This window comes from Enterococcus sp. AZ084, from assembly GCF_051714905.1.
GTDB classification, from domain to species: domain Bacteria; phylum Bacillota; class Bacilli; order Lactobacillales; family Enterococcaceae; genus Enterococcus_B; species Enterococcus_B pernyi.
In genome coordinates, this window is sequence record NZ_JBIOSS010000001.1 from 3033882 (window position 1) to 3057500 (window position 23619).

Annotated in this window: 15 protein-coding genes and 8 tRNA genes (1 of these 23 cut by a window edge); 1 reads left to right on the forward strand and 22 read right to left on the reverse strand. The window is 37.1% G+C overall.

Translation table 11 applies throughout. The features are described 5' to 3' along the window. Nucleotides 1–59: 59 nt before the first annotated feature. The 9 genes from IGI79_RS13655 to IGI79_RS13695 all read right to left on the reverse strand — a co-directional run bounded on the left by IGI79_RS13655 (nucleotide 60) and on the right by IGI79_RS13695 (nucleotide 13895). Nucleotides 60–3002 (reverse strand): lysozyme family protein, encoded by a 2943-nt coding sequence (locus IGI79_RS13655; RefSeq protein ID WP_242695356.1) that lies wholly within the window; start codon nucleotides 3000–3002, stop codon nucleotides 60–62. A 174-nt stretch (nucleotides 3003–3176) separates the two neighbouring features. Further along, nucleotides 3177–5519, reverse strand: coding sequence for a VirB4-like conjugal transfer ATPase, CD1110 family (locus IGI79_RS13660; RefSeq protein WP_104776047.1), 2343 nt, complete (start codon nucleotides 5517–5519; stop codon nucleotides 3177–3179). Next, a complete protein-coding gene (locus IGI79_RS13665; RefSeq protein ID WP_019722807.1) occupies nucleotides 5516–5866 on the reverse strand; it encodes a PrgI family protein in 351 nt (116 codons plus the stop codon). Before IGI79_RS13665 ends, IGI79_RS13660 begins: the two co-directional genes overlap by 4 nt. 9 nt (nucleotides 5867–5875) lie before the next feature. Continuing rightward, nucleotides 5876–6700, reverse strand: a complete 825-nt coding sequence (locus IGI79_RS13670; RefSeq protein WP_019722808.1) for a hypothetical protein — start codon at nucleotides 6698–6700, stop codon at nucleotides 5876–5878. A 34-nt stretch (nucleotides 6701–6734) separates the two neighbouring features. Next, nucleotides 6735–6962, reverse strand: coding sequence for a hypothetical protein (locus IGI79_RS13675; RefSeq protein WP_019722809.1), 228 nt, complete (start codon nucleotides 6960–6962; stop codon nucleotides 6735–6737). Nucleotides 6963–7375: 413 nt separating this feature from the next. Further along, on the reverse strand, nucleotides 7376–9073 hold the full coding sequence (locus IGI79_RS13680; RefSeq protein WP_438846076.1) for a VirD4-like conjugal transfer protein, CD1115 family: 1698 nt from the start codon (nucleotides 9071–9073) through the stop codon (nucleotides 7376–7378). A gap of 54 nt (nucleotides 9074–9127) precedes the next feature. Further along, nucleotides 9128–11944, reverse strand: coding sequence for a hypothetical protein (locus IGI79_RS13685; RefSeq protein ID WP_104776048.1), 2817 nt, complete (start codon nucleotides 11942–11944; stop codon nucleotides 9128–9130). A gap of 33 nt (nucleotides 11945–11977) precedes the next feature. Beyond that, on the reverse strand, nucleotides 11978–12319 hold the full coding sequence (locus IGI79_RS13690; RefSeq protein ID WP_065096509.1) for a hypothetical protein: 342 nt from the start codon (nucleotides 12317–12319) through the stop codon (nucleotides 11978–11980). A 154-nt stretch (nucleotides 12320–12473) separates the two neighbouring features. Beyond that, nucleotides 12474–13895 carry a helix-turn-helix domain-containing protein gene (locus IGI79_RS13695; protein ID WP_019723389.1) on the reverse strand — a complete coding sequence of 474 codons (1422 nt, stop codon included), beginning with the start codon at nucleotides 13893–13895 and terminating at the stop codon, nucleotides 12474–12476. A gap of 475 nt (nucleotides 13896–14370) precedes the next feature. Between IGI79_RS13695 and IGI79_RS13700 the strand changes: the two genes are divergently transcribed. Then, nucleotides 14371–15801 carry a helix-turn-helix domain-containing protein gene (locus IGI79_RS13700; RefSeq protein ID WP_019723388.1) on the forward strand — a complete coding sequence of 477 codons (1431 nt, stop codon included), beginning with the start codon at nucleotides 14371–14373 and terminating at the stop codon, nucleotides 15799–15801. A gap of 82 nt (nucleotides 15802–15883) precedes the next feature. Here IGI79_RS13700 and gor read toward each other — a convergent pair whose 3' ends face one another. The 13 genes from gor to IGI79_RS13765 form a co-directional block, all read right to left on the reverse strand. Beyond that, nucleotides 15884–17230 carry a glutathione-disulfide reductase gene (gene gor, locus IGI79_RS13705; protein ID WP_195273631.1) on the reverse strand — a complete coding sequence of 449 codons (1347 nt, stop codon included), beginning with the start codon at nucleotides 17228–17230 and terminating at the stop codon, nucleotides 15884–15886. 145 nt (nucleotides 17231–17375) lie between these two features. After that, nucleotides 17376–18617: a peptidase U32 family protein gene (locus IGI79_RS13710; RefSeq protein ID WP_019723386.1), complete on the reverse strand. Its 1242-nt coding sequence runs from the start codon at nucleotides 18615–18617 to the stop codon at nucleotides 17376–17378. An 18-nt stretch (nucleotides 18618–18635) separates the two neighbouring features. Beyond that, nucleotides 18636–19559, reverse strand: coding sequence for a peptidase U32 family protein (locus IGI79_RS13715; RefSeq protein WP_019723385.1), 924 nt, complete (start codon nucleotides 19557–19559; stop codon nucleotides 18636–18638). A 237-nt stretch (nucleotides 19560–19796) separates the two neighbouring features. Continuing rightward, nucleotides 19797–22271: an ATP-dependent Clp protease ATP-binding subunit gene (locus IGI79_RS13720; protein WP_019723384.1), complete on the reverse strand. Its 2475-nt coding sequence runs from the start codon at nucleotides 22269–22271 to the stop codon at nucleotides 19797–19799. A gap of 7 nt (nucleotides 22272–22278) precedes the next feature. After that, a complete protein-coding gene (locus IGI79_RS13725; RefSeq protein ID WP_010733901.1) occupies nucleotides 22279–22746 on the reverse strand; it encodes a CtsR family transcriptional regulator in 468 nt (155 codons plus the stop codon). A 165-nt stretch (nucleotides 22747–22911) separates the two neighbouring features. After that, a tRNA-Arg gene (locus IGI79_RS13730) sits at nucleotides 22912–22985 on the reverse strand. A gap of 63 nt (nucleotides 22986–23048) precedes the next feature. Then, a tRNA-Pro gene (locus IGI79_RS13735) sits at nucleotides 23049–23122 on the reverse strand. 17 nt (nucleotides 23123–23139) lie between these two features. After that, nucleotides 23140–23213, reverse strand: a tRNA-Arg gene (locus IGI79_RS13740). Nucleotides 23214–23223: 10 nt separating this feature from the next. Beyond that, nucleotides 23224–23309, reverse strand: a tRNA-Leu gene (locus tag IGI79_RS13745). 17 nt (nucleotides 23310–23326) lie between these two features. Further along, a tRNA-Gly gene (locus IGI79_RS13750) sits at nucleotides 23327–23398 on the reverse strand. 10 nt (nucleotides 23399–23408) lie between these two features. Next, nucleotides 23409–23481 (reverse strand) — tRNA-Thr (locus IGI79_RS13755). Nucleotides 23482–23507: 26 nt separating this feature from the next. Beyond that, a tRNA-Leu gene (locus IGI79_RS13760) sits at nucleotides 23508–23589 on the reverse strand. 7 nt (nucleotides 23590–23596) lie between these two features. After that, nucleotides 23597–23619, reverse strand: a tRNA-Lys gene (locus IGI79_RS13765); it runs 50 nt beyond the window's last position.

Below are 23619 nucleotides of genomic sequence, written 5' to 3' on the forward strand. Positions count from 1 at the left end.
ACTTCCTCCTTTCAAGATATCCTCTAAACCATCTGTCAATTATTTTCAGTGTTATCTTCTTATGGCAGGCCATATCCTGAAATAACATTACTTCCAATGGCGTAAGTTCTTCTTCTTACTAGATTGTCAGAGTTACCTTCGATGACCTGAATAATATTTCCGCCAGAATATTCAACGATTCCTACATGATCTTTTCCTGTTCTTCCACCAGTCCAGTCAAAAAATACAAGATCACCAGATTGAGGAACATAGTTTTCATCATGTGTTTTGAACTTATCATTCGCCTCAAACCATTCTTTCATATCAAGAACATTTGCTGTATTCAATACTCGTCCTTGTTCCAAGTATCCCGCTTCATTCGCTATCCACGAAACAAATACAGCTGACCACTCCATTCGATTGTTGAATCCAGCCCATCGCCAATACTTCTCACCATTCGGATTACCAAGTTCTCTTCTAGCAAGCTCAGCTAGTCTGCCTGTATCTGCCATGATATTTCTTGTAACCATGGCGGTATAAAACATATTGCCAAAGATGTATCGCCAGTTATAGCCCAATCCTTGCGCGACGATATGATTGAATGGAATGGTTTGATTATTACTTTTCATTTGCGCATACAAGCGCGCATCTTCAAAGGAATAAGGCGCATTTCGTTTGATCAGATCATCAAGATACGCTTCGCCATAATTATAGGCTTGAACCGCTGCCAGACCATTCAGATTATTGCTTTGTGCTTTTTTGAGCAGATAAGCAAAATATTCGACGCCTTTTTCAATCGATTCCTCTGGCGTAGTGATTCGGTCTGGAGATGATAGTGCCAGTTGCGCATTCATGATATCTGGCTGAATGGCTTCATTTCCACCAGATTCTACCCATATCATGGATAAAATGGCATTAGTAAATGCTTCAATGCCATGTTTGCTCGTTTGTTCCGCAACTCTGTTTTGCCATTTAGTAACTGCTAATGGGGGATTGATCAGATTCCCATGTAACCCGCCACCATTACGCATATAGGCTAAGTTGGTATCCGTACTAAAGACTAAATTATTGATGTAGATCGCTGGATAAACATCAGGATCTTTATGCCAGAAGCGATATTCTTTCATCGCAACTAATAAATTCCCATCAAACTGATTTCTTGTATAGCCAATCAAATCACCTGCTTCTAAGGTTCTTCCTGGCCTCACTACTGGATCAATATTGACATAATACGCATAATATAGACCTGTATCCGTTTCTATTGCTGTTGTTACAGGCGCTGAACCATCTGTATGACCCGCCTGATAACTATAGTTGATACTTTCCACTGTCTCAAAGGTGGTGGCATAAACAGGTGTTCCAGGTTCTGCTTCCAAAGCGATTTGGTAATGTTGCGTATTGGGATCACGTCGACGATAGCCAAAATTATCCACCACGTTTGCGTAGTTCATCTTACCAAATGGATTAGCCATGAAAATTTTATCTTCAAAGCGATCTTTCTCCATGATTGGGTAATATTTATCTACTTCATCTTCATCAAAAGCAATGACTCGTCCATAGTAATCGTCATCTCTTGAATAACGCCTAGCCACATAGACTTCTACTTCAGGATCCGAGTCAAACATTTCACCAATTGTTTGGACATTGATTTTGACGGTCGCAACATCTTTTTTCTCACGTTTCACTTCGGTATGCTCTTCACCTGTTTCTTTATCCACCGTGATCACAACGGTTTCAACTTCTTTGTCTTTTTCAATGACGGTCGTGTAGTTGTAGACCATGTCATGTAATGCATGGATTTCATCTTTTACAGTGAATACTTTGATAGGTTCAGGTGATAATGGGTGTGGTGCGTCCTGAAAAACAGCATATGTGTTATCCCTCCATGACCATGGAATCCAGACACCTGTTTTTTCAGCCACTCTTTTTCGATAGGTAGCAATGGCAATATTATCGATATCATAATCTTCAAATTTTGCATTTAAGTAGTAGATATAGTTATCTCCATTGGATACATACATAAATTGCTCTGGATCAGATTCAATCCCGTTTACTTCAAAATAAACCTCATCATGCTCCGGATCATCAACTAGTCGATTGTACGTATCATATACCTCTTTGTTTTTATAAGTATCTAACCACGTGACATAGTTGTATGCTTCGGTAATCATCATCGACTCTGTTTTTACGACAAATAAACTTAAAATCGTTGTCCAAAAAGAAACGAAAATCGAAATGATCGCAATGATCACTGCAACAATCAAGATGACTACGATCAATTTCAATAAGATAGGTAACTTTAGAATAATAAGTATGGTGATAAGCATACCAACCAAATTCAAATTACCCTCTTCATCTCGCCCAACCTTATCAATAATCAAGTCTTTGATTTTATTTTTAAAAGGATTTTTAGGCGAAATTTGATCTTTCAACATATTATCTAATTTGGCCCGCATATTCCTTTTAGCTGCAACCTTCTTTTTTCCTTCTTTTCGCTTATTGTTTCTTTTCTTTTTTTCAAGCTGTTCATTTTTAGAAAGATGCAAGGCTCTTTTTTGATTTTTATGACGTATATTTGTTGTGTTAGAACTAATTTTTTCTTGTTGTCCTTGTTGCTTTTCTAGTTTTGCTTTACTGGTGTATCCTTTGTAGGTAGTATTTTTCTTTTGTTGTTCACGAATCTGTTGATGGCGGTTCTTTTGATTAAAAATTGCTTGAGTGTTCGCTTTTTCTTTTTTTTGATCTGTGTTGTTATTAGTAACAGGAGCAGGAGCGATGGTTGTATCGACTTTATTAGGGCGCATCATTGAATCATGTTGCTGTTGCTTTAGCTCATCCCTTCGACTCTCTCGAATTCTTTGTCGTCGATGGATGCTCTGGGTGTTGACCGATTTGCCTTTATTGGTACTACCTAAAGGTTCCGAATTCACATTATTCTTATCGTTTTTTCTTTGCTTTCTCTGAAAACTTGCTTGCTGGGAATTTCTTTTGATACGAGGATTGTTCCCCTTCAATAACTTCATCAGCTTTTTTCTTCGAGAAGTACTAATAGAATTATCTTTTTTTAAAGATAGTTTGCTACCTCTTACTACCATTTTTTTATTATTTGTACTGGTAGTTGTAGCATTCTTACCTGCCCTGTTCTTGTCTAAAATTTTTGAATCAGCCACTTTCCTGTTTCCTTTCCCGTATGCCTATCAAGTTTCTCCAGGTTTCGTTGACATCATCTTATAGAGCTGTGTATCTTTAGGGAAATGATCATAAAAGGGTAACGTTGTATCCCCAAACACCATAAGACCATACCCTTCTGGAGAGTTCACTACGTATTTTTCTTGTTCTTCTGAAATATCAAACAGTCTAACTAGCTGTGTGCGGTCTGATTTTGCTTGATTCAACATCATGATAAAATCGCTATTTGACAACATCCGTCGAGCTAAATCGGACAATAGTAAAGTTTCGACGTTCTGGGTAATGCCAGTCGGGATCGCTCCCCACTTTCGTGCACGACTCCATAGTTCAAAGAAGTAGTTCTCAGAATATTCATTCGTAAACAAAAGCTGCATTTCATCAATATATAACCACGTACGAACACCACGTTCACGGTTGGTCGTGATTCGATTCCATACTTGGTCTAATACAATCAGCATCCCCATCGTTTTCAATTGTTTTCCTAGATCCTTGATATCATAAATCACTAAACGCTTGGTAATGTCGACATTTGTCTCTGCAGAAAAGACGGACAAACTTCCTTCAATATAGATTTCTAGATCCATGACTAATTGCTTGGCTTCTTCTTCTTCTTGTTCTTTTAAAATATTATAAAAGTCAATGAATGTTGGTATACGATCATTCAACACTTCATACGTTCGACGACAAACACGGTCAATCAACGTTTTTTGTGCCGAACTTAGCCCCAAGGCACCACCAATGATCAGGTCAAATAATGAAATCAAAAACTCTGATTTTAGCACGACTGGATCAGTATCATCTCCATAGTTCTCATTGATATCCATGGGATTGATCGTTGTCGGTGAATCACTCGAGATTTTGATGATCTCACCGTTGAAATTTTGACCAATGACAGAATATTCTCGCTCAGGATCAATAATGATGACTTCATCATCTGCATCGCGTAGTAGTACATTGACGATTTCACGCTTGACTGAGAAACTTTTACCAGAACCTGGTGTTCCTAGAACAAATCCATTCGGTGCTTTTAATAATTTTCGATCGAGTGAAAGAATATTTTTTGAAATCGCATTGACACCATAATACTTCCCATTTTCTTGAATCAAATCCGAAATCGTGAATGGGATAAAAATGGCGGTACTGGCTGTTGAAAGTGTTCGATCTAATGGAATCGCATTGATTCCCAAAGGTAAGGTTGCATTCAAGCCATTTTCTTGCATGAACTCCAATTCAATAAGTTTAAATCCAAAACGTCGAGACACTGAGTTTATTTCATCATGGACTTCAGCCAATTTTTCTTTCGTTGGTGAATGGAAATAGACAGATCCTGTTATCGCATATAATTTTTGTCCCCTATTTTGGAGATCATCCACCAGACCTTTGGCTTCTGTTAGTGAGTAAGAGAGTTCATAAGAGAGCATCTCAAAGTCATACCCACTTTGTAACGCCTTCTTCTGCTCATCCACTTTTTGTTGTTCCATAAAAGCCAATTTCGTCTTCACTAAATCAAAGGCTTCATCTTGATCCATTGGTTCAATATGTAAAGATACAACAATTTCACGAGGGATTTCTAACATTTCAAAAAGAAACGTATCCGATAATTCAGAAGGGTATTCTTGTAAATATAATGTTTTTGCATAGTGATCATCTATTTTTACGTGGTTTTTGTTTTCCTTAAATTCCATGACTTCAGGTAGTACCTCATCGACTTCTGTCTTAACCGTCTTGTCATTCGTTAATAAGATTTCGGAAATCATATGTAATAATTTTGTTTTTTCTACTTTTTTTGCTTGACTGCCTAAGCGACTAGCAAACATTTCAAAACGATCTGCTACCATCTCTAATTCTTTTTGAGCAATCTCCAACGTAGGATGTTTCTGCACAAAAGTAAATAAAATCGTTTTTTTGAAACCATTTTTTTCTTCATCTAATTTCCTTGAAATGACTTGATTCATTTCCTCACGATATGAATCGAGGAAATCATTTTTTGCCTTGTAATAAAGAACCGATTGCAAATCAGCAAGCGGTCGTTTCTTTTTATAAACAGTGAGTTGCAACTTTGTCTTACTACTCAATGAATTTAAAAAGTCGCAGTATTGAGAGAAAATTTCAATTTGATGATCGTCAGAAGATAATTGATAATTGATATCTTGTAACTCAAGCGTCAATGAATAGGTAAATTCATCGATTTTACAAATACCACTTTCATAAATCTCTTCAAACCTAAACGTATCTCTAAAAGGATCAATATCCTCTTTCTTCTTTGATTTAGGCTTACTAATAAATTCTTTTTCCTCATCTTTTGGTTTTTTAGTTGGTTTTAACGCTTTGAGCGCTTTTAACTTCATCATGTTTCTTGCCCGCCTACATCTTCAATTTCTTTATTCATTTCTTCCTTAGGCTTCTTTTTTCGTGTCCCTGGTGCCACGTGGTATTTGAAAAATTGTTTAAGATAGATATCAAATGTCAAGCCATTTCTTTTAAACCAGCCAAATGAAACGATTGGAATGGATGAAAGAATCATAAACCAACTTGTGATTTCCATAGGAATCTTTAATCCTGCGATGAAAATCAAACTGATCAAGACATTTACTCCAGCTGCAATAGCTAAACAAAGCAGCTGCTTTAAATTCATTCCTGCAATTACCTTTTCTTTATATTCTTTAATATCCTTTGGTATCTTTACCTCAACTGCCATAGTTCCTCCTTACGATGCTGACATCAATGTTTTTGCCCATCCCTTAGTTTTATTTACAGAAAGCAATAAAGCAATCATGTAAACTGTCAAACCTAAAATAATCCCAAAAATTCCTGAACCAACTTCTTCCATGATACGATGGAAAATCGTCGGATAAATGACCAAGACTAACGCGATGAATGTTCCCTGTAGACCGAGTGCAGCGAAATTTTTGAAGAATCCCTTGCTCATCACTGAAAACTCTTGGCTTGGTAAAGCACTCATCGGAATTGGTGCCATTGCACAAAATATATACATCTCCAAAAAACGAAGATAAATGGTGACTTGAACCAATACGCGCACAACAAGTGATGCTAAAAACAGGATACACATCACGAGTAATACGACTAATTGTGACCACCAACTTAGTTGAGAGACTGCTTGTCTCACTGCATCTGCTGTATCTCTTACAGCTGAAGCATTCCCAATTGTTAAAATCCTAGTGGTTAGATTGCCGGCAATGATAACCATACCATCTAAAATATCTTGAATTCTTAAAATAACTATGTAACAGATGACGAATTTGATCAATGCTTTGATAATCATCTCAAATCCTAACATGGGAGCTCCACCTGCACCTTCAACTTTCGTTGAGATTTTTTGAAACTCTAATAGAATAAAAATTGCTAGAATGGATAAAGCAAGTGGCCCAACTACGTGTTGCTGTAGTCGTTCCACTAAACTGTAGGCATCATATATGTAACTTCGTAAATCCATTCCTAAAACATTTTTTAAATCGTCCCCATTAAGAAATGTCATAATTTGATCAAAGATAGTCATAATTGCAGATTCCATATGCTATACTCCTACTCTTCTTTTTGCCTAACGATTATGGTAAAAACGATCCAATGTTGAATGAAGTAGCAAACCAACCTGCAGCGACTAGAATCAATCCACCACCAACAATCTGCCAAATTCCTTGTTGTAATTGAGGGCCATTTTTATCTTTTAACGCACCAGCTAGGATAATTGTTCCCCAAATCAACCATAGTCCACCACCAATTAATGTAAACTGTGAAACTAATCCAAATACTTGTTCTAATAATTGTGCATTCATAATTTTGCTAATCTCCTTTTTTGTAAAAATAATTTTTTATTTTATTTCATAAATTTAGTATATGCGAAATTCTCTGTTTACTTGTATCAGTTATTTCTTCCATTAGAAATTTTAGAATAAATACGGCTCGTTCCTTTAGTAGATAAACTGGATAACCGCCTATTAGCAAATGAATTTTGTTTTAAGGACTAGAACCATCCTTTACAATTAACCTTCGATAATAAACCGCCTACATGTTATTCTTACTGGCTATTTCTATATTTCTTCCACCTACAATGAATGAAATGGCCAAATTTCACTGTTTTTTTCAGTGAACCATCCTTTTGTAGCTAATAAAAAGCACCACATTCTCAGTCTAGCATTCGAATGAAGGTGCTTTCTATTTATTATGAGTGATTCATTGATCAAACTAGCTAAGCAGATAGATTTCGTTCATACATATAGGAATCTGTTACGTCGCCTAACTTCTTATAGTTTTTATGTTTCACAATATCATATTTCTTTGATAAAAACGGATGGACTCCTCGGATTTTCAAGATACATTCTTGTCCTTTGAGACTTGCCACTTCATCAGGGTCCATCAAGTTCCTTCCTAATTTCTGGAAGTTCTCACTAAAGGAACCATTATTCCCTTTGGTGACGCTTGTATTTCTTTGTTCAATCGTTTGTTTCCCTAGCAATTTTGAGATATATTCGTGTGTACTTTGTTCCATTCCGCCTAAATATAAAAAGACATCACTGGTCCCAATAATCGTTTCCCACGTATCCTTATACAAGGTTTTTAGCTGACTGATATTTTGTAAAATGACATTTGTGGAGATTTCACGGCTTCGAATAACCGAAATCACTTTTTCAAAATCAGGAATTTGACCAATATTGGCAAACTCATCTAGGATACAACGGACATGACAAGGTAATCGTCCCTTATAAACGTTATCGGCTTTATAAACTAACATGTCAAATAATTGCTGATACATCATACTCGCTAAAAAGTTGAAACTGGTATCTGTATCAGGCAATAAGATATAGAGGATCGTTTTGACATCACCAACTGTATCCAGCTCAAGTGTATCTTGTGAAACAAGTTCCTTGATACTTGGGATATCAAATGGTGACAACCGTACGCCTAGACTGACTAGGATACTTTTCGTCGTTTTATCACCAGAAAGTTTAAAAATCTTGTACTGTGATACCGCAAAGTTTGTCGGATCTTTTTGTTCTAACTCATTGAATAAAATATCTAGTGGGCTGACATAGCCAGGCAAATCTTCTTCAATATCTGCTAAACGGACTAATTCAATCACGTTTCCTAATGTCCGATCTTCTGCGGTTACTTCTTGGATCAAATAGCTAAAAATAGCCATCAATAGGGCTGTTTCAGCTTTTTCCCAAAAATCGTCTCCGCCTTTTTTATCTGGGTTCGTCGTATTTTTGATAAGATTGTTCACGATTTTCAAGATATCATCCTCTGTTTGGATATATTGAAACGGGTTGTACTGATGCGTATCTCTTCGGTTGATCAAGTCAAAAATCTTGATTTGATAACCCGCTTCTTCAAACATTTTGCCTGTTTCAGCTAATAATAAGCCTTTAGAATCACTGACGACATAAGAGGAATGCATTTGCATCAAGTTAGGTTTTACATAAAATCGCGTCTTACCACTACCGGCTCCTCCCACCACAACGACATTTTTATTTCGGTTGAAATTATCGTTTCGTGTAATCTTCATACGTCCTGATAATGATAAGCTTTCGCTCTTCGTCAACAAAATATTGAAATCTTTTTTCTTATCAAGAAATGCACGGATGTCGCTGTACTTTCCCCATCGTGCACTTCCATATTCTTCATTGGGGCGGGTATTCTTCTCATCAAACGTCTTATATAAGACAAAAAGTATATAGGAAATCGCAGCCACGGCTCCTATCCCTAGTGACCTCATTTCATAGCTAAATTGAGGTGAAAATTTGGAGAGTTCTTCAAATGTTCGGTTGAATGCTGTTAGTAAATTATCTGCAAATGATAAATTCCCAGTATTCTCTGCTAAAAATAAATAACCAATACGATTACCCACATAAAGCAGAATACCAATTACTAACACATGCACTACCATAAGCTGCCGGGAATTTTTCAAATTTTTTTATTTCCTTTCAGTCAAAGTTATTTTTTATAATTGTGTCGTTTTACTTTTCTTATTATTTTGAATTTGAGCCTGCGTTTGCTGACTACGCGCTCGATTATTTCGCTCATTTGATAATTGCAATGAGTTTCTTCTTAATGACTCAAAGCTTGCTTGTCGTCCGAGATCTGGACTCGTACCGGGAAAACTTGCGCGACGTTCGATTGGCTGATTGCCTCTGTTTGTCAATGCGACTGGTTCTTTTGAGCCAGAGGGTGTTGGTTCTACCTTCGTTTGCGATGTACTTGGCTGAGGTTGTGTACTTTCCCTTGGTTTCATCTCAATGACTTTCGATTCTTTCGCCGTCTCAGAGGTTCGTTCAGATCTTTCTGTCGTTTTTTGTTGCTCATTGGTCAAGACTTGCTCGGGTGCTTTCGCTTTTTCATCAAGACCTGCGATTGCAGATACTTTCTCTCTAAATTCTTTTGAATCTAAAGATTGACACTTTCCTAGCTCTTGGCCTTCTAAAACTTTTTCTTTTACTTTGTTTTCAAATGCCAGATCCTCTCTTTTGGCCACACGGCTTTCAATTCGTTTGAACACAAACTTATCTAATAATTGGATACCGATTCCAATACTGACACCAATCAAAGCCACGGCACCTAACTGCATCAAGAATGGCGCAGCCATAGAGGTTGCAAGCATTGGTACTAGCGCAGATAGGGCAAACATCCCACCTATCCCTAAAGCCAATGGTACAGCCAACATGATAAATAAGGATAATTTATTTTTCATGACATAATCAAACATCCGCTTCGGCGCATGACGGACTGTTTCCCACGCACGTTTGGCTCTTGATTGTTTTTCTTCTATTTCAGCTGTGTTTGCACCTTCTTTAGTTGGTGCTTCCATCGCTACAACTTTGTCTTTGCCTTTGAGATCCTTAGAAGTTAACCCTTCTTTTGTTACTTCAGATTTCTCTATTCCTTCTGTCAGTTTTTCATTTACTGGAGTTGCTTCTTTCATTTGTTCTGCTGGCTGTTTTTGTTTCCTAAACGGCATTTTTTCCCGCGCTTTCGCCAACCCACGAGCAATTGGACCAAATACTCTTGGGAATTTCTGTACTAGCTTATTGAATACTTGAGGAATTTTCTTTTTCGCATAAATAATTGCTTTTGAACCAAAAAAACTGGCAGCGACAAAACCAATCGCAGCGTTCACAAACTGTTGCCCAAAAATAGCCATGGCTGTAGATGGTAAAATGGAACCTACCCAAGACATACCAAGTGGTATCATGGCAATCGGCCATAGATTCAGCAACCATCTAGCTGCACGGATTTTTCGGGAGTTTCTGAAAAATGATTGTTTTAATTTTGAATGATCTAATTCACTCAACTTCTTCGTTTGTTCTTTTATCCCACGAGTTTCTTCTTGTAAGCCTTTGATATCTTTATCCATCTGTTTGATGCTTTCAGCAGATAAATCTTTAGTCATTTTTTGGAGTTTTTCAGGATCAGCTAAAACCGCCTTCAGTTCCTTTAGAAACTGCACATCCTCGGTCGTATTGCTCTGTTTGATCCGCTTCAATAAAAGATCGGTATTCTTGTTTTTAGCTTCAATCAAGCCAACTTTTGCTTGAAGATTTTCGACATATGCTTTGATAAGCTCTGCTTTTTTACTCTCAAGATTTTCGCTTACAACAGGTTCTTTTTTAGGTTCTTCCACTATTGGTTTTTGTAGCTTCGTTTTTTCTGGTGCCTCATTCACGATCACATTGACATCGATCGGCGGTGGATTTTTTTCAACAGTCGCACGATCGACTTGATCTTTTTTTGGTTCTTCCGCAATCACTGGGGTTGGTTCGCGTTCAATCGTAGGTGTAACAATAGTCGCCTCACGATCAGCCTTACTTAGGACAACTGCTTCCTTTGCTTGCTCTGCTTTCACTTCAACCGAACGAACGACTTCTATTTCAACCTTTTCGGTATAATCAAGCAGCCCTTTTGTTTCAGCAATTTCATTTTGAAATCCTTCTTTTATTGCACTAATTGCTTGAAGTTTTGACACTAACACTTCGTCTGAATCATTTTTATTTGCCGTAAATTCAGAAAAAGAATTGGAACGTCGCATAGGTTCTGGTTGATCTTTGTCTACCTTAACTTTATCTATCTTATCCTTTAATTCTTTTTGGACGATCTCAATTTTTTTAACCTTCTCTTCGGCTAATTGGACCTTTTGTTCAAGGACTGTCTTTTTACTTTTCTTGATTTTGCCAATCTCAGCCCTTAACTTATTGACCTCATCTTCTTTGGCTACTAGTCCTATCCTATGAGCGGTCAATTCTTTTTTAAATTCGTCTTTTTTGATCAATGCGAGAACGATTGCTGAATCAACTTGCTGGTCTTTTGCATTTGCTTTTAAAACACTTTGGCCATTCCCATATTTGTCTAATTCTTTTTGATGGCTTTCCAAGGTCGTTTGATCTTTTTTTAATTTCGCATGTTTTTTTGCATACTTATTATCGATAGCCTGTTGCTCAGAAGAGCTGATGGTTCCAATCCCATTGATGGTCGCTATGTCCCGTTTTAGACGAATAATCTCTAGTTGGTAATCAAGGATTTTAAGCTCTTTGGTAATATTTTCTTTCTTATCACGGATCAACTCATTATGCGTCGTATCAAAATTTATATCTTTGCTTTCATTTCTGATTTTTTCATCAATTGGAGATCCGATGATCTTGTTGATGATCGCTTCATTTTTATATGAAAATATAGACAGAAATGATTCATTGATATTACTTTTATTACTTTCTTTAAGCTTGTCTTCTCTAAGCATCTTTTCTTTAGATATATCTTCTATAGACATCCATCACTCACTCCTCTCTCATTTTCCTTTGCATTATCTCGAGTGTCCTGTCGTTAGAGATTGGCCAGAATAGGTGCGCAGCCGATTCGTCTGTTGTTGGGCTTGTGATACTTGCGTATTCAATCGACTCTCTTGCGATATGCTTGAATGGATAGACGTACGATCTAAGGTATTTCTCTTTTGCTGTGAAGCTACTTCACGTGAGCGTGAAAGCGCCTTTTTTTGCGCCCTTTTTTCCCATCCCTTTTTAACCATTTTTCCAATGAACTTCCCAAATGCTTTGGTGACTACCCAAAGCATTTTAAATATCAAAGATAACGCCTTGAATGCTATACTATATACCCCAAACAGTAAAAATATTGCTAACTTATTCAACTAATTTTTCCAGCTCACTTTCTCATAAAATGTCCATCCTATCCAACACCAACTAGCGGGTGCTTTAAGCGTACCTGAGTTTCGACTGCCTCTACTATCTATTTTTTCAAAATTGATAAAAAGATGAAAAAAACCTCCAACATAACGATTTCTATTAAGAAGAATAGAGACACTGCTCAAAATTATTCCAAAAAATCGAAGTAGGAACTTTAGAGATTTTCAAAATTTCGGAGGTGATCCGATCAAAATTTAAGGATAAATCAGTCAAAATCAAATCGTATTGATTGATTAATTGATAATCAATAGAAAAAACGTCCTTTTCATAGATATCAATATTTTTTAAAAATGGATGCTTATGTAAAATCAAATTTTTATATAAAAGAGATAAGCCAACTTCTTGAGAACTTAATAATAAAATCGACTTCTCTTGTATTTTTGGTTCAATCATTCGTAACAAATCATTGGAAGAAATGATTAATTCGAGTAATAATTCTTTATGTAATAGTTCGCTTTGCTCGACAAAATTTAATTGCGCAATTTGCAAAGATTTTTGATAGGCTTGCCAGATCTTAGGATTGTTCTCCATCATTTTTTTATAAAATATATCTGCATAGCTTACTTTGAAGATGGCTAATTCTTTATAAAAATTGATAAAATCAAAAAAATATTCGATTTCCGTAGTGTTGATCGGCATATCAATTGCTAATAGACTGTAAAAGCTTTGAAGAAACCTTTCAATATTCTGTTCTAATCTCTGATCTCGATGTTGGACCTCTGTAAACATTAGGCCAAAATAGGAAGTGAGAATATTGGAAACATTTTTTTGTGTGACATTGAATTTATATTTTTGACTCATCAACGTACAAAAAACTGTATCGCTTTGGATGATCTCCAAGATGGTACCTACGATCTGCTCGTTGTCGATCAATTCTTTCTCAGGAATAAGATGTTTATTACCAATTCGAATAATCGAAGAGTAAATATAATACACCGAATAAATCACTTTTGGTGTACTAACCGTCCTTTTTTGTGCCTTCAAACAACGTCTGAGCATCTGATAAATCGTATCGAAGTAGGGAAATTCTTTTACTTTATAAATTTCCTTGAACATACTAGCAAATAAACGTCGAATCTCGATTTCATTTCCAGTGATCGTTAATTTGTTCTCTAAATTAATTTGGACATTGATTTTTTCTTTCAAGAAATATGTATTGATTTTGGCGACGATTCTGCGGATACTCGTTTTACTTAAAAATAATTTCGTCGCAATCTCAGATAGAGAAGGTTCTGTAATGAATATGTACTTTAAAATTTTCACATTTGTTGAATTATTAAGTATCCTGACAAATATATCATCCAAGTTCAATTTCTTTGGTATCGAAAGCGATACCTCTTTGTACTGATTGGTTTCAATACGAGCTGGAAAACAAGCCGTATTAAAACTATCGATATCTGCCGCAATCGTCTTATCTGTAATACTCAATTCTTTGGCTAGATTGCTAATATTCGATGGCTCAATATTTAGCAAATAAAGCAATGAAATTTGTCTCTCTAATTGTTTCTCAAGTACACCCATAGTCAACAAGCTCCTTTCTTTTTAAAAAACCTATAATGTATCGTACAGCTTTTTCGATAATTTCTTAATATTAGTTTTTCTGTTTTATAAAAAACATGTTCAATAATCACATTGCTCGGATGTTATAGTTAAAGATTTGTAAGTGAAATAGACCATTTATTCCATAGATACATGTTATTCTTAAATTTTTTTGCTAGATAAAAAAAGTTAAATCATAGAAATAAAAAAACATGTATCAGAAAATTTTACCTTTGCGTGTGTCAATTGACTACTTCTAGTTATTTACATTATCATATGCTGTTTTTTTTAAAATAATACTTATTAAATAAAGAAGGCAATCTCACTTTTAAATAACCACCGATTATAATAAAAAGAAAAACTCGAATAATTAGAAAAATATGATAAAATAATGTTTATAACATGAATAAAGGATGTGAAAAAACAGATTTTCTATTTTTTAGAAGATCTGAAAAGTATGATAAAACGAACAAATATGCTTGAAAAGACTTCTGAAAGGCAGATCAAACTAGCTTTACTCTTAGGTATGGCCGCCATTGACTGTTCGACTTTAGCGGAACAACTTGGGGTAACAAAAAAAACATTATTGACCGATATTGTGTTTTTTAACCATACATATGCACCAGTTTGTATCAACACCGATAAATATCAAGTAGCTTCTTTACTATTACCACCAGAGATCAATTTGGAAGATTTAATCAAACAAATACTCAATCAATCAACGAATGTACAAATACTACAGATGATTTTTGAAGTAGAGCCAACGTTATCTAAATTAGCAAATAAATTATATTTAAGTGAAACAAGTATTCGCCGGATCATTGCAAATATCAATACTTATTTCAGCGAGATCAATGCGCCATTATCCATACATATCTCCTCAAAACTCAAAATCATTGGGGATGAAAGTTACATTAGGCAATTCTTCTGTAGTATGTTTCGTGAGCAATATACGCCACAGCAATTGCCCCATTTTTATCACATATTCGATGTATTACAACGTTACTATAAAAAGCAAGCAACACATCAAACAATTAGTACATATAAAGTGATTATCAATAGTTTTTATCTTTACACAGCAATCATTCGGATCGGACAAGGCCATTTGATCTCAGAAAATAAAGGAAATCCAATCAATGATCCTTCTTTTTTTGAAATAATAAAAAATAATACAGTGTTTTGTTCAATCATTGAAAAAGAATACGGTTTTAATGTGACAACCACAACTGTCTCAAATCTATTAGACAAAAAAATCTATTTCCCTTGTGTTCAGTCAGCACCTAGTAGTCAGGGGGAATATCAACGGATTCGACAATTTTCGGAATACTTTTATCGTTCATTATCCCAAGACTTCTCTTTGAATCAAGAAGGTATTCAGAAATTGAGTGAGTTGATCAATTACAATAAAAACCGACAATTCTTTAAAACAACGTATCTACAGATTTTATCTGAAATCCTATTTACGCATTCGCCTCAGATACTAAAAGCATATAATCAAGCCATTGACCATGCTGGATTAATGATGATCAAACGGAATCAATTACTCTATGAAGAGTTACTATTAGAATTGATTTCATTATCACCTGCTTTACTGACGACCGTTTTTCCTTACAAGAAGAAGGTGTCTATCTTGATTGTTTCTTATCAGGAAGAAAGAACACTTGCACTGTATAAGCAACTGTTATTCAAAAAAATCCCTGCGATTCATAGTATCCATACATATACTGATAACATTTTTCAAGTAAACTACGACACAGTCAATCAATATGATTTAGTTTTAACAGACATCGAACTGAACCAAGCTAAAACGAAAGCTAAAATGATCAAAATTTCTAAAATACCAACAACCTCATTTTGGAATAACATTGAAACAGTTCTTTATACATAGTTTTATCTGCATAAATCAGAAAAAGCAGACGTATATTCCGTCTGCTTTTTCTATATGGGTATTTCCTCAACTTACTAGCGACTTAACGCATGGTAACAAATTCTTCTGCACCTGTTGGATGGATGGCTACTGTATTGTCAAAATCTGCTTTGGTTGCCCCCATTTTGATCGCTACTGCAAAACCTTGTAACATTTCATCGACACCTACACCGATGGCATGCAGCCCAACAATTTTTTCTTCTTCACCCACACAGATCAATTTCATTTCACATTTTTGTCGATAATCGTTTAAAGCAAAATACATTGGCGTGAATCGTGAACGATAGATTTTCAATTGTCCTTCACCGTATGTCGCCAACGCTTGCTCTTCGGTCAATCCGATGGTTGCAATCGGTGGATGAGTAAAGACGACTGTTGGAACTAAATCATAGTCTAAATAAGAATTTTCTTTTCCATTGAATAGTCGCTCGGACAAACGACGACCTGCAGCAATCGCTACTGGCGTCAAGTCGATTTTACCAATGACATCACCAATGGCATAAATGTGTGAATCGGTTGTATTTTGGAATTTATCCACTTTGATAAATCCTTTTTCATCTAATCCAACGTTCGTTTTTTCGATGCCTAATGCATCTGTATTCGGTACACGTCCGCCAGCAAATAACACACACTCTGCCATTAGTGTTTCCCCATTTTCAAAGGTAACGGTGTAGACATTCCCGTTCTTTGTTATTTCACTTGCCGTAAAGTTTGCATAAGTGTGGATTCCTGCTTCTTGATACATCTCAATCAAGTTATCAGATAACATTTTATCAAACGTACGTAATGGACGTTCTTTACGATACGCCCACATCACTTCACTTCCCAAGCCATTTAACACACCTGAAAGTTCAGCTGCAATATAACCAGCACCTAATACGATCGTCGATTTTGGTAATTCTGTCAATGCAAAAAAGCCGTTTGAATCAATGGCATATTCTCCACCAGGAATCGTCATTTTGCTTGGCTTACCACCAGTTGCAATCAAAATATGATTCGCTTGATAGCTTTCACCGTTTACTTCGACGGTTTGACTATCTACAAAGCGAGCATATCCTTTGATTGCTTCAACGTTATTACTATCTAAGCCTCTTTGATAAGCGCCATGAAGGAAATCAATGTATTTCTCACGCTTCTCTACCAGTTCTTTAAAGTCAACATGTTTGACGTCTGCTTGGATACCATAGCTTGAAGCATCACGTTCGATCGTTTCTAAAATCGTACTTGCTTGCCACATGACTTTTTTTGGAACACATCCGACATTGACGCACGTGCCACCTAGTTCATTGCCTTCAATCAATAATACTTTCGCTCCATGCATACCGGCACGATTCGCTGAAGCAATGCCTCCAGATCCTCCGCCAATGACAATATAATCATATGTTTTCATCTTGTTCCTCCTTTTAGCAGCTGATGCCACATCCTACCGCTTATTTTTCCATAAACTTTTTTATCAGCTCTTACAAAAAATAAGTGTAGCACGTTTCTAGTCATTCTGTTGACGAGATGCTCATTTCGCTTGATTGCTTAAAAAATTATTTTCTTTTTCTAATCATATCTCCAGGTTTAACTGGTTGTGTGACTGGCATAGTCAAAATCATCATAGGATTTGGTGCGCGATCAATGGATTCTCCTTCTTCATTGTGCATTACCTCAACCATTTGACTAAAGTGAGTAAATCCAGGCCCATAAAATTCGATTTCATCCCCTACAGAAAAGAGGTTTCTCTGACGGATTGTCGCTTGTTTCGTCTCCTCGTCATAAGATAAGACTTCTCCGACAAATTTATACACAGGGATCTTACGACGTTCACCAAATAATTGTTCATTTTCGCTAGGTGTATCGTAATAAAATCCTGTTGCCAGTTCTCGTTGAGCCACTTTCCATAACTCATCGATCCATTCTTGTTTGCAAACATAGTTTTCAGGATCTTCCATATAACTATCTACAGCTGCTTTATAGACATTTGCGACAGTTGATACATAATGGATCGACTTCATTCGACCTTCGATCTTAAAACTATCTACGCCATTTTCAATCAAGTCAGGAATATGTTCGATCATCGACATATCTACCGCGCTCATCGAAAACTCTTCTTCGATCTCGCCAGCATCTGTCAAAGAGTTTCTCTCTTGTCCAAATGGCAAATCATACAATTCATATTTCCAACGACAAGATTGTGAACAGCCTCCACGATTGGCATCACGCATCGACATATGATTCGACAACGTACAACGTCCTGAATAAGAGATACACATTGCTCCATGAATAAATGCTTCAATCTCTACATCCGTATGTCGACGTATCTCAGCGACTTCTTCCATCGAAACTTCCCGAGCTAAAACCACACGCTCCAAGCCTTCTTCTTTCCAAAATTCCAATGTTTCATAGTTGGTAGCAGAAGCTTGAGTCGATAGATGGATAGGTAATCCAGGGGCTTCTGTGGCACAGATCTCAATAAGTGCTGGATCAGAGACGATTACCGCTGAAATACCCACATCGCGCAGGTTACGGAAAAATTCACCGGCTCCTTCGTCATTTCCTTCATGTGTGACCATATTTGCTGCTACATATACTTTCGCTTGATGTTCCTTTGCGAATGCCACACCTTCTGCCATTTCTTCATAAGTAAAGTTTCCTGCGCGACTACGTAATCCATACGCATTGCCGCCAATATACACAGCATCTGCGCCATAATGAATAGCTGTTTTTAGTTTTTCAAGCGTGCCGGCTGGTGCTAAAACTTCCGGACGTTTTAATTTTCTTTTTGTTGTCATTTTATTTCACCATACTCCTTACTTGATAGATTCAGGATCAATATAAAAGAAACCTGTATCAAGTCCTCGATTCGTTGGATGTAATCCGTTGATCTTATTCGTCATTTCTTGTGCTAACGTTTCTGTCCATGTGTCTGCTAATAATGCTTTTTTTGCCTCAACAAATAATTTAGTGATCTCAACAAATGCTTCACCAGGCGTAAAAACGCCATCTAATTTCCAGGTACGGAAATGATGGGCATAAAGCTGTGGGAGTTCATTACTTAAATTGATGTCATTATTCGCAAAAATATGCGTACCATGTGAATCTTCATAAATCGAATAATGTGTATCTTCTTTTTTAGGTTCAGCGAGAAAGAGTCCTCTTTCACGATCTTTTTTTTCGTCCTGTTGCGTGTAGTTATAGTAATTCTGTAACAGTGGACGTTTCGATTGATGGATGCATGTAGCTCCATACACAAGTGTTTCCACAGGAATCTGTAACTTATGTTCCATTTCTTTCATCTCATCAAATGGCACTTCACGTGCTAAAACAGCAGAAATCGCCCCTTTTTTTGCCCAAAAATTGATTTGACGTGCACTCGTCACTAATGTTTCTGCATCAAAAACATAAGGGATACTCAACTCTGGATTTTTCCTCATGGTATAGATAATCCCAGTATCACCAACTGTGATCATGTCCACATTGATTTCTTTTAAAAATTGCAGATACTCTGGGACTTTTTTCATTTTTTCAGGATGAATGATCCCATTGACAGCTATATTTACTTTTTTACCGTAACGATGTGCCAGCGCAACTAATTCGCGTTGTTCTTCTCTTGTAAAAGAAGCTGGTAAGCGTAGACCGAAGCGTTCTTCCCCAAAATATAAGGTATCCACTCCTGCTTCAAGCAATTCTTCTGCTTGTTTCATTGATTCTATAGTAGTTATGATTTCGATCATCATTTCCTCCTCCTACAACTCCATAATAGTAGCACAGCTCTGAAAACTTTCCAATACTTCTTACATTTATTATTGATTGTAACGATACTGTAAAATAATTTCTGTTTTATACAATGTGTCCCTATTGATTTAGAAGTAGCTCTTTAGGAAAACAAAAAACCCAAAAATCCAAATGATTTTTGGGTTTCTGGCTTGTCTATCAGATCTAGCCATTTCTGTTGCGATCTCACTCTGTCATTATACTTTAACAGTTATTTTCTTAGGTTCACGCACATTCACTGTGATTTTGCCCTTCGAAGCGCCAACAGTGATTTGATCGCCTAAATGGATTTCTCCTCCAAGCAAAGCTTCGCTCAAACGATCTTCTACTTCTTTTTGTAATGCCCGTCTTAGTGGTCGTGCACCATACTCTGGATCAAAACCGACTTTCCCAATCACATCAACTGCTGCTGGTGTGATTTTCACTAAGATATCTTGTTCTTTCAACCGTTTGACGATCGATTGGCTCATGATTTGAACAATCGCATGGACTTCATCTTTTGTTAATGAATGGAAAACGACTGTTTCATCAATACGGTTCAAGAATTCAGGGCGGAAAGCTTTCTTCAGCTCTTCAAGTATCCGTTTTTGCATCGCTTGATGATCTTTAGTAATATCTTGGACGTTGAATCCAACATTTTTTTCCTCACGGATTTGGGTAGCGCCAATATTAGAAGTCATGATCATGATCGTATTTCTAAAGTCTACTTTTCTTCCTTTAGCATCTGTTAAATGACCATCATCTAATACTTGTAATAATAGATTGAAAACATCTGGATGAGCTTTCTCCACTTCATCTAGCAAGATAACTGAGTAAGGTTTTTGACGAATTTTTTCCGTCAATTGTCCACCTTCATCATAACCCACATAGCCTGGAGGCGAACCGATCAAACGACTCGTACTATACTTCTCCATGAATTCAGACATGTCGACACGAATCAATGCGTCCTCTTCCCCAAACATTACTTCTGATAATGCTTTCGCCAATTCTGTTTTTCCGACTCCTGTTGGGCCTAAAAACATAAAGGAACCAATCGGGCGATTTGGATCTTTTAAGCCACTACGCGCTCGTCTGATCGCACGAGAAACAGCTTTGACCGCTTCATCTTGTCCAACAACACGTTCGTGAAGCAATGCTTCTAGTTCCAGTAATCGTTGACTTTCTTTCTTTTCTAACTGTTGCAATGGTACACCTGTCCACTCCGAAACAACCGTAGCTACATCTTCTTCAGTCACCCGATCCGCAAAGCCATTTTTATGTTTTGCTTCAATCGCTAAACGTTTTTCTAGTTTTTTCATTAAGCTTTTTTCTTGTCTACGTAAATGCGCAGCTGTTTCAAAATCTTGTTTTTGAATCGCCTGTTCTTTTTCTTTATTCACTTGATCGATCTCTTGTTTCAGTATCGTCGTTTCTGACAAATCATCCGCTTGTTCCAATCGAACTTTCGCTGCCGATTCATCAATCAAGTCGATCGCTTTATCTGGTAACTGTCTGGAAGTGATATATCGAACAGAAAGATTGACTGCCGCTCGTACTGCTTCATCGGTGATCTCCACATGATGATGTTCCTCATAGCGTGAACGTAAACCACGTAAGATTTCTTCCGCTTCATCTGCTGTCGGTTCATCTACTTGGATACGTGCAAAACGTCGCTCCAATGCCGAGTCTTTTTCAATGTATTTTTGGTATTCGTCTAATGTTGTCGCACCAATCGTCTGTAATTCTCCACGTGCTAACGCTGGTTTCAAAATATTCGATGCATCGATGGCACCTTCTGCACCACCAGCACCAATCAATGTGTGTAATTCATCAATAAAGAGAATAACTTGACCATCATGATAAATTTCATCAATGACTTTTTTCATTCGATCTTCAAATTCTCCCCGATACTTCGTCCCAGCGACTAACGCCCCCATGTCTAACATCATCAGACGTTTTGCTTTCATCTCTTCAGGTACTTCACCTAAAATGATTTTTTGAGCCAATCCTTCTGCAATCGCAGTTTTACCGACCCCGGGTTCTCCAACTAAAACAGGGTTGTTTTTTGTTCGGCGACTAAGTATCTGGATCAACCGTTTGACTTCTCTTGAACGCCCTACGACTGGATCTAATCTGTTTTCTTTGGCTAACTTAGTTAAGTCTCTAGCTAATGAATCCAACGTAGGAGTACCTTGTGTCATTGCTCGCTTTTCTTGTGGATTTCGACGGCGAATACCACCGGTACTCGTGTCCGTACCCATCGTGCGTTTCAATGACTGACGAACTTTGCTCAAACTGATTCCTAAGTTGATCATGATACGAGTAGCCATGATACTCTCATCTTTTAGTAGACTAAGTAAAATATGCTCAGTCCCCACTTTTTGTGCACCCATTTTATTTACTTCGCTATTTGCCAAAGCAAAAATTTGTTTCATTCGAGGAGAATAAGGGAGAAATACACCTTTTGCATAAGTTTTCACTGTACCATAACCGACTAAATGCTCGATTTCTTCATAAATATCTTTTTCATTCAATTTCATCTCTCGTAATACTTTCCCAGCAATCCCGTTGGGTTCGATCACTAAAGCCAATAATATATGTTCTGAACTTACCGCTTGATGTTTGAAGCGTTTTGCTTCTTCTTGGGCAATTTCTAACACACGTTGTGCTCTTTCTGTAAATATTTCTGCCATTTAAATTTCACTCCCCATCTTCATAGCTTAATCGTTCTAAAAAGGCTCGTAGAATTCGAGCACGCGTATAATCTTCTGTCTCGTTGATATTCAATGTATTTTTAGCAATCGCACTCAACATCAAGTTTCCCTCTTTTTTGGTAATGATTTGGTCTTCATATAGTTTCTGAATAATGGCGTAGGCATTTTTTTCATTGATTGTTTCGCCAAATAGCAAGTTGATTCGTTCAAGCATTTGTTTTTTATCCGACATTCTCACTTTAGCAATGCGGATATACCCACCACCACCACGTTTACTCTCAACCAAATAGCCACGTTGAATCGTAAAGCGTGTATTGATCACATAATTGATTTGTGAAGGAACGCAGTTAAATAGATCTGCCAATTCAATCCTTCGAAGCTCGATCATCTCGTTTTTTTCCAGGATCTTTTTTATATATGATTCAATTAGATCCGAAGTATTTTGTTGTGCCATCCCACTCATTCCTTTGACTAATATTGACCTTAATTATAGCGAATTTACAGGTAGAATGAAAGGAGAACGCTTGTTGGCTATTTGATTCGAAGAATAACGATAAGCAACGATTTTTTTATGTAAATAAAAAAAACTAGGAATTCAATGAAGTCCCAGTTTTTCCAACGCGCCCAAGAGGAGTCGAACCCCTAACCTTTTGATCCGTAGTCAAACACTCTATCCAATTGAGCTATGGGCGCATATTCAATTAATTAAAAATAATCATACAATAGAACGTATAACTTTGCAACAAATAAAAAAAATCGGGAAGACAGGATTCGAACCTGCGACCCCTTGGTCCCAAACCAAGTGCTCTACCAAGCTGAGCTACTTCCCGAAAAAATAAAAAGACTACGCGCCCAAGAGGAGTCGAACCCCTAACCTTTTGATCCGTAGTCAAACACTCTATCCAATTGAGCTATGGGCGCATATTTGTAATGCCGAGGACCGGAATCGAACCGGTACGGTGATCACTCACCGCAGGATTTTAAGTCCTGTGCGTCTGCCAGTTCCGCCACCCCGGCGCGTAGTACATTGGCAAAGCGGAAAACGGGGTTCGAACCCGCGACCCCCACCTTGGCAAGGTGGTGCTCTACCACTGAGCTATTTCCGCATATTTACGATGCCGGCTAAAGGACTTGAACCCTCGACCCTCTGATTACAAATCAGATGCTCTACCAACTGAGCTAAGCCGGCGTAAAAAAATAGAAACAATCATATGATGCGGGTGAAGGGACTTGAACCCCCACGCCGTAAGGCGCTAGATCCTAAATCTAGTGCGTCTGCCAATTCCGCCACACCCGCAAAAATATGAGCCGTACAGGGCTCGAACCT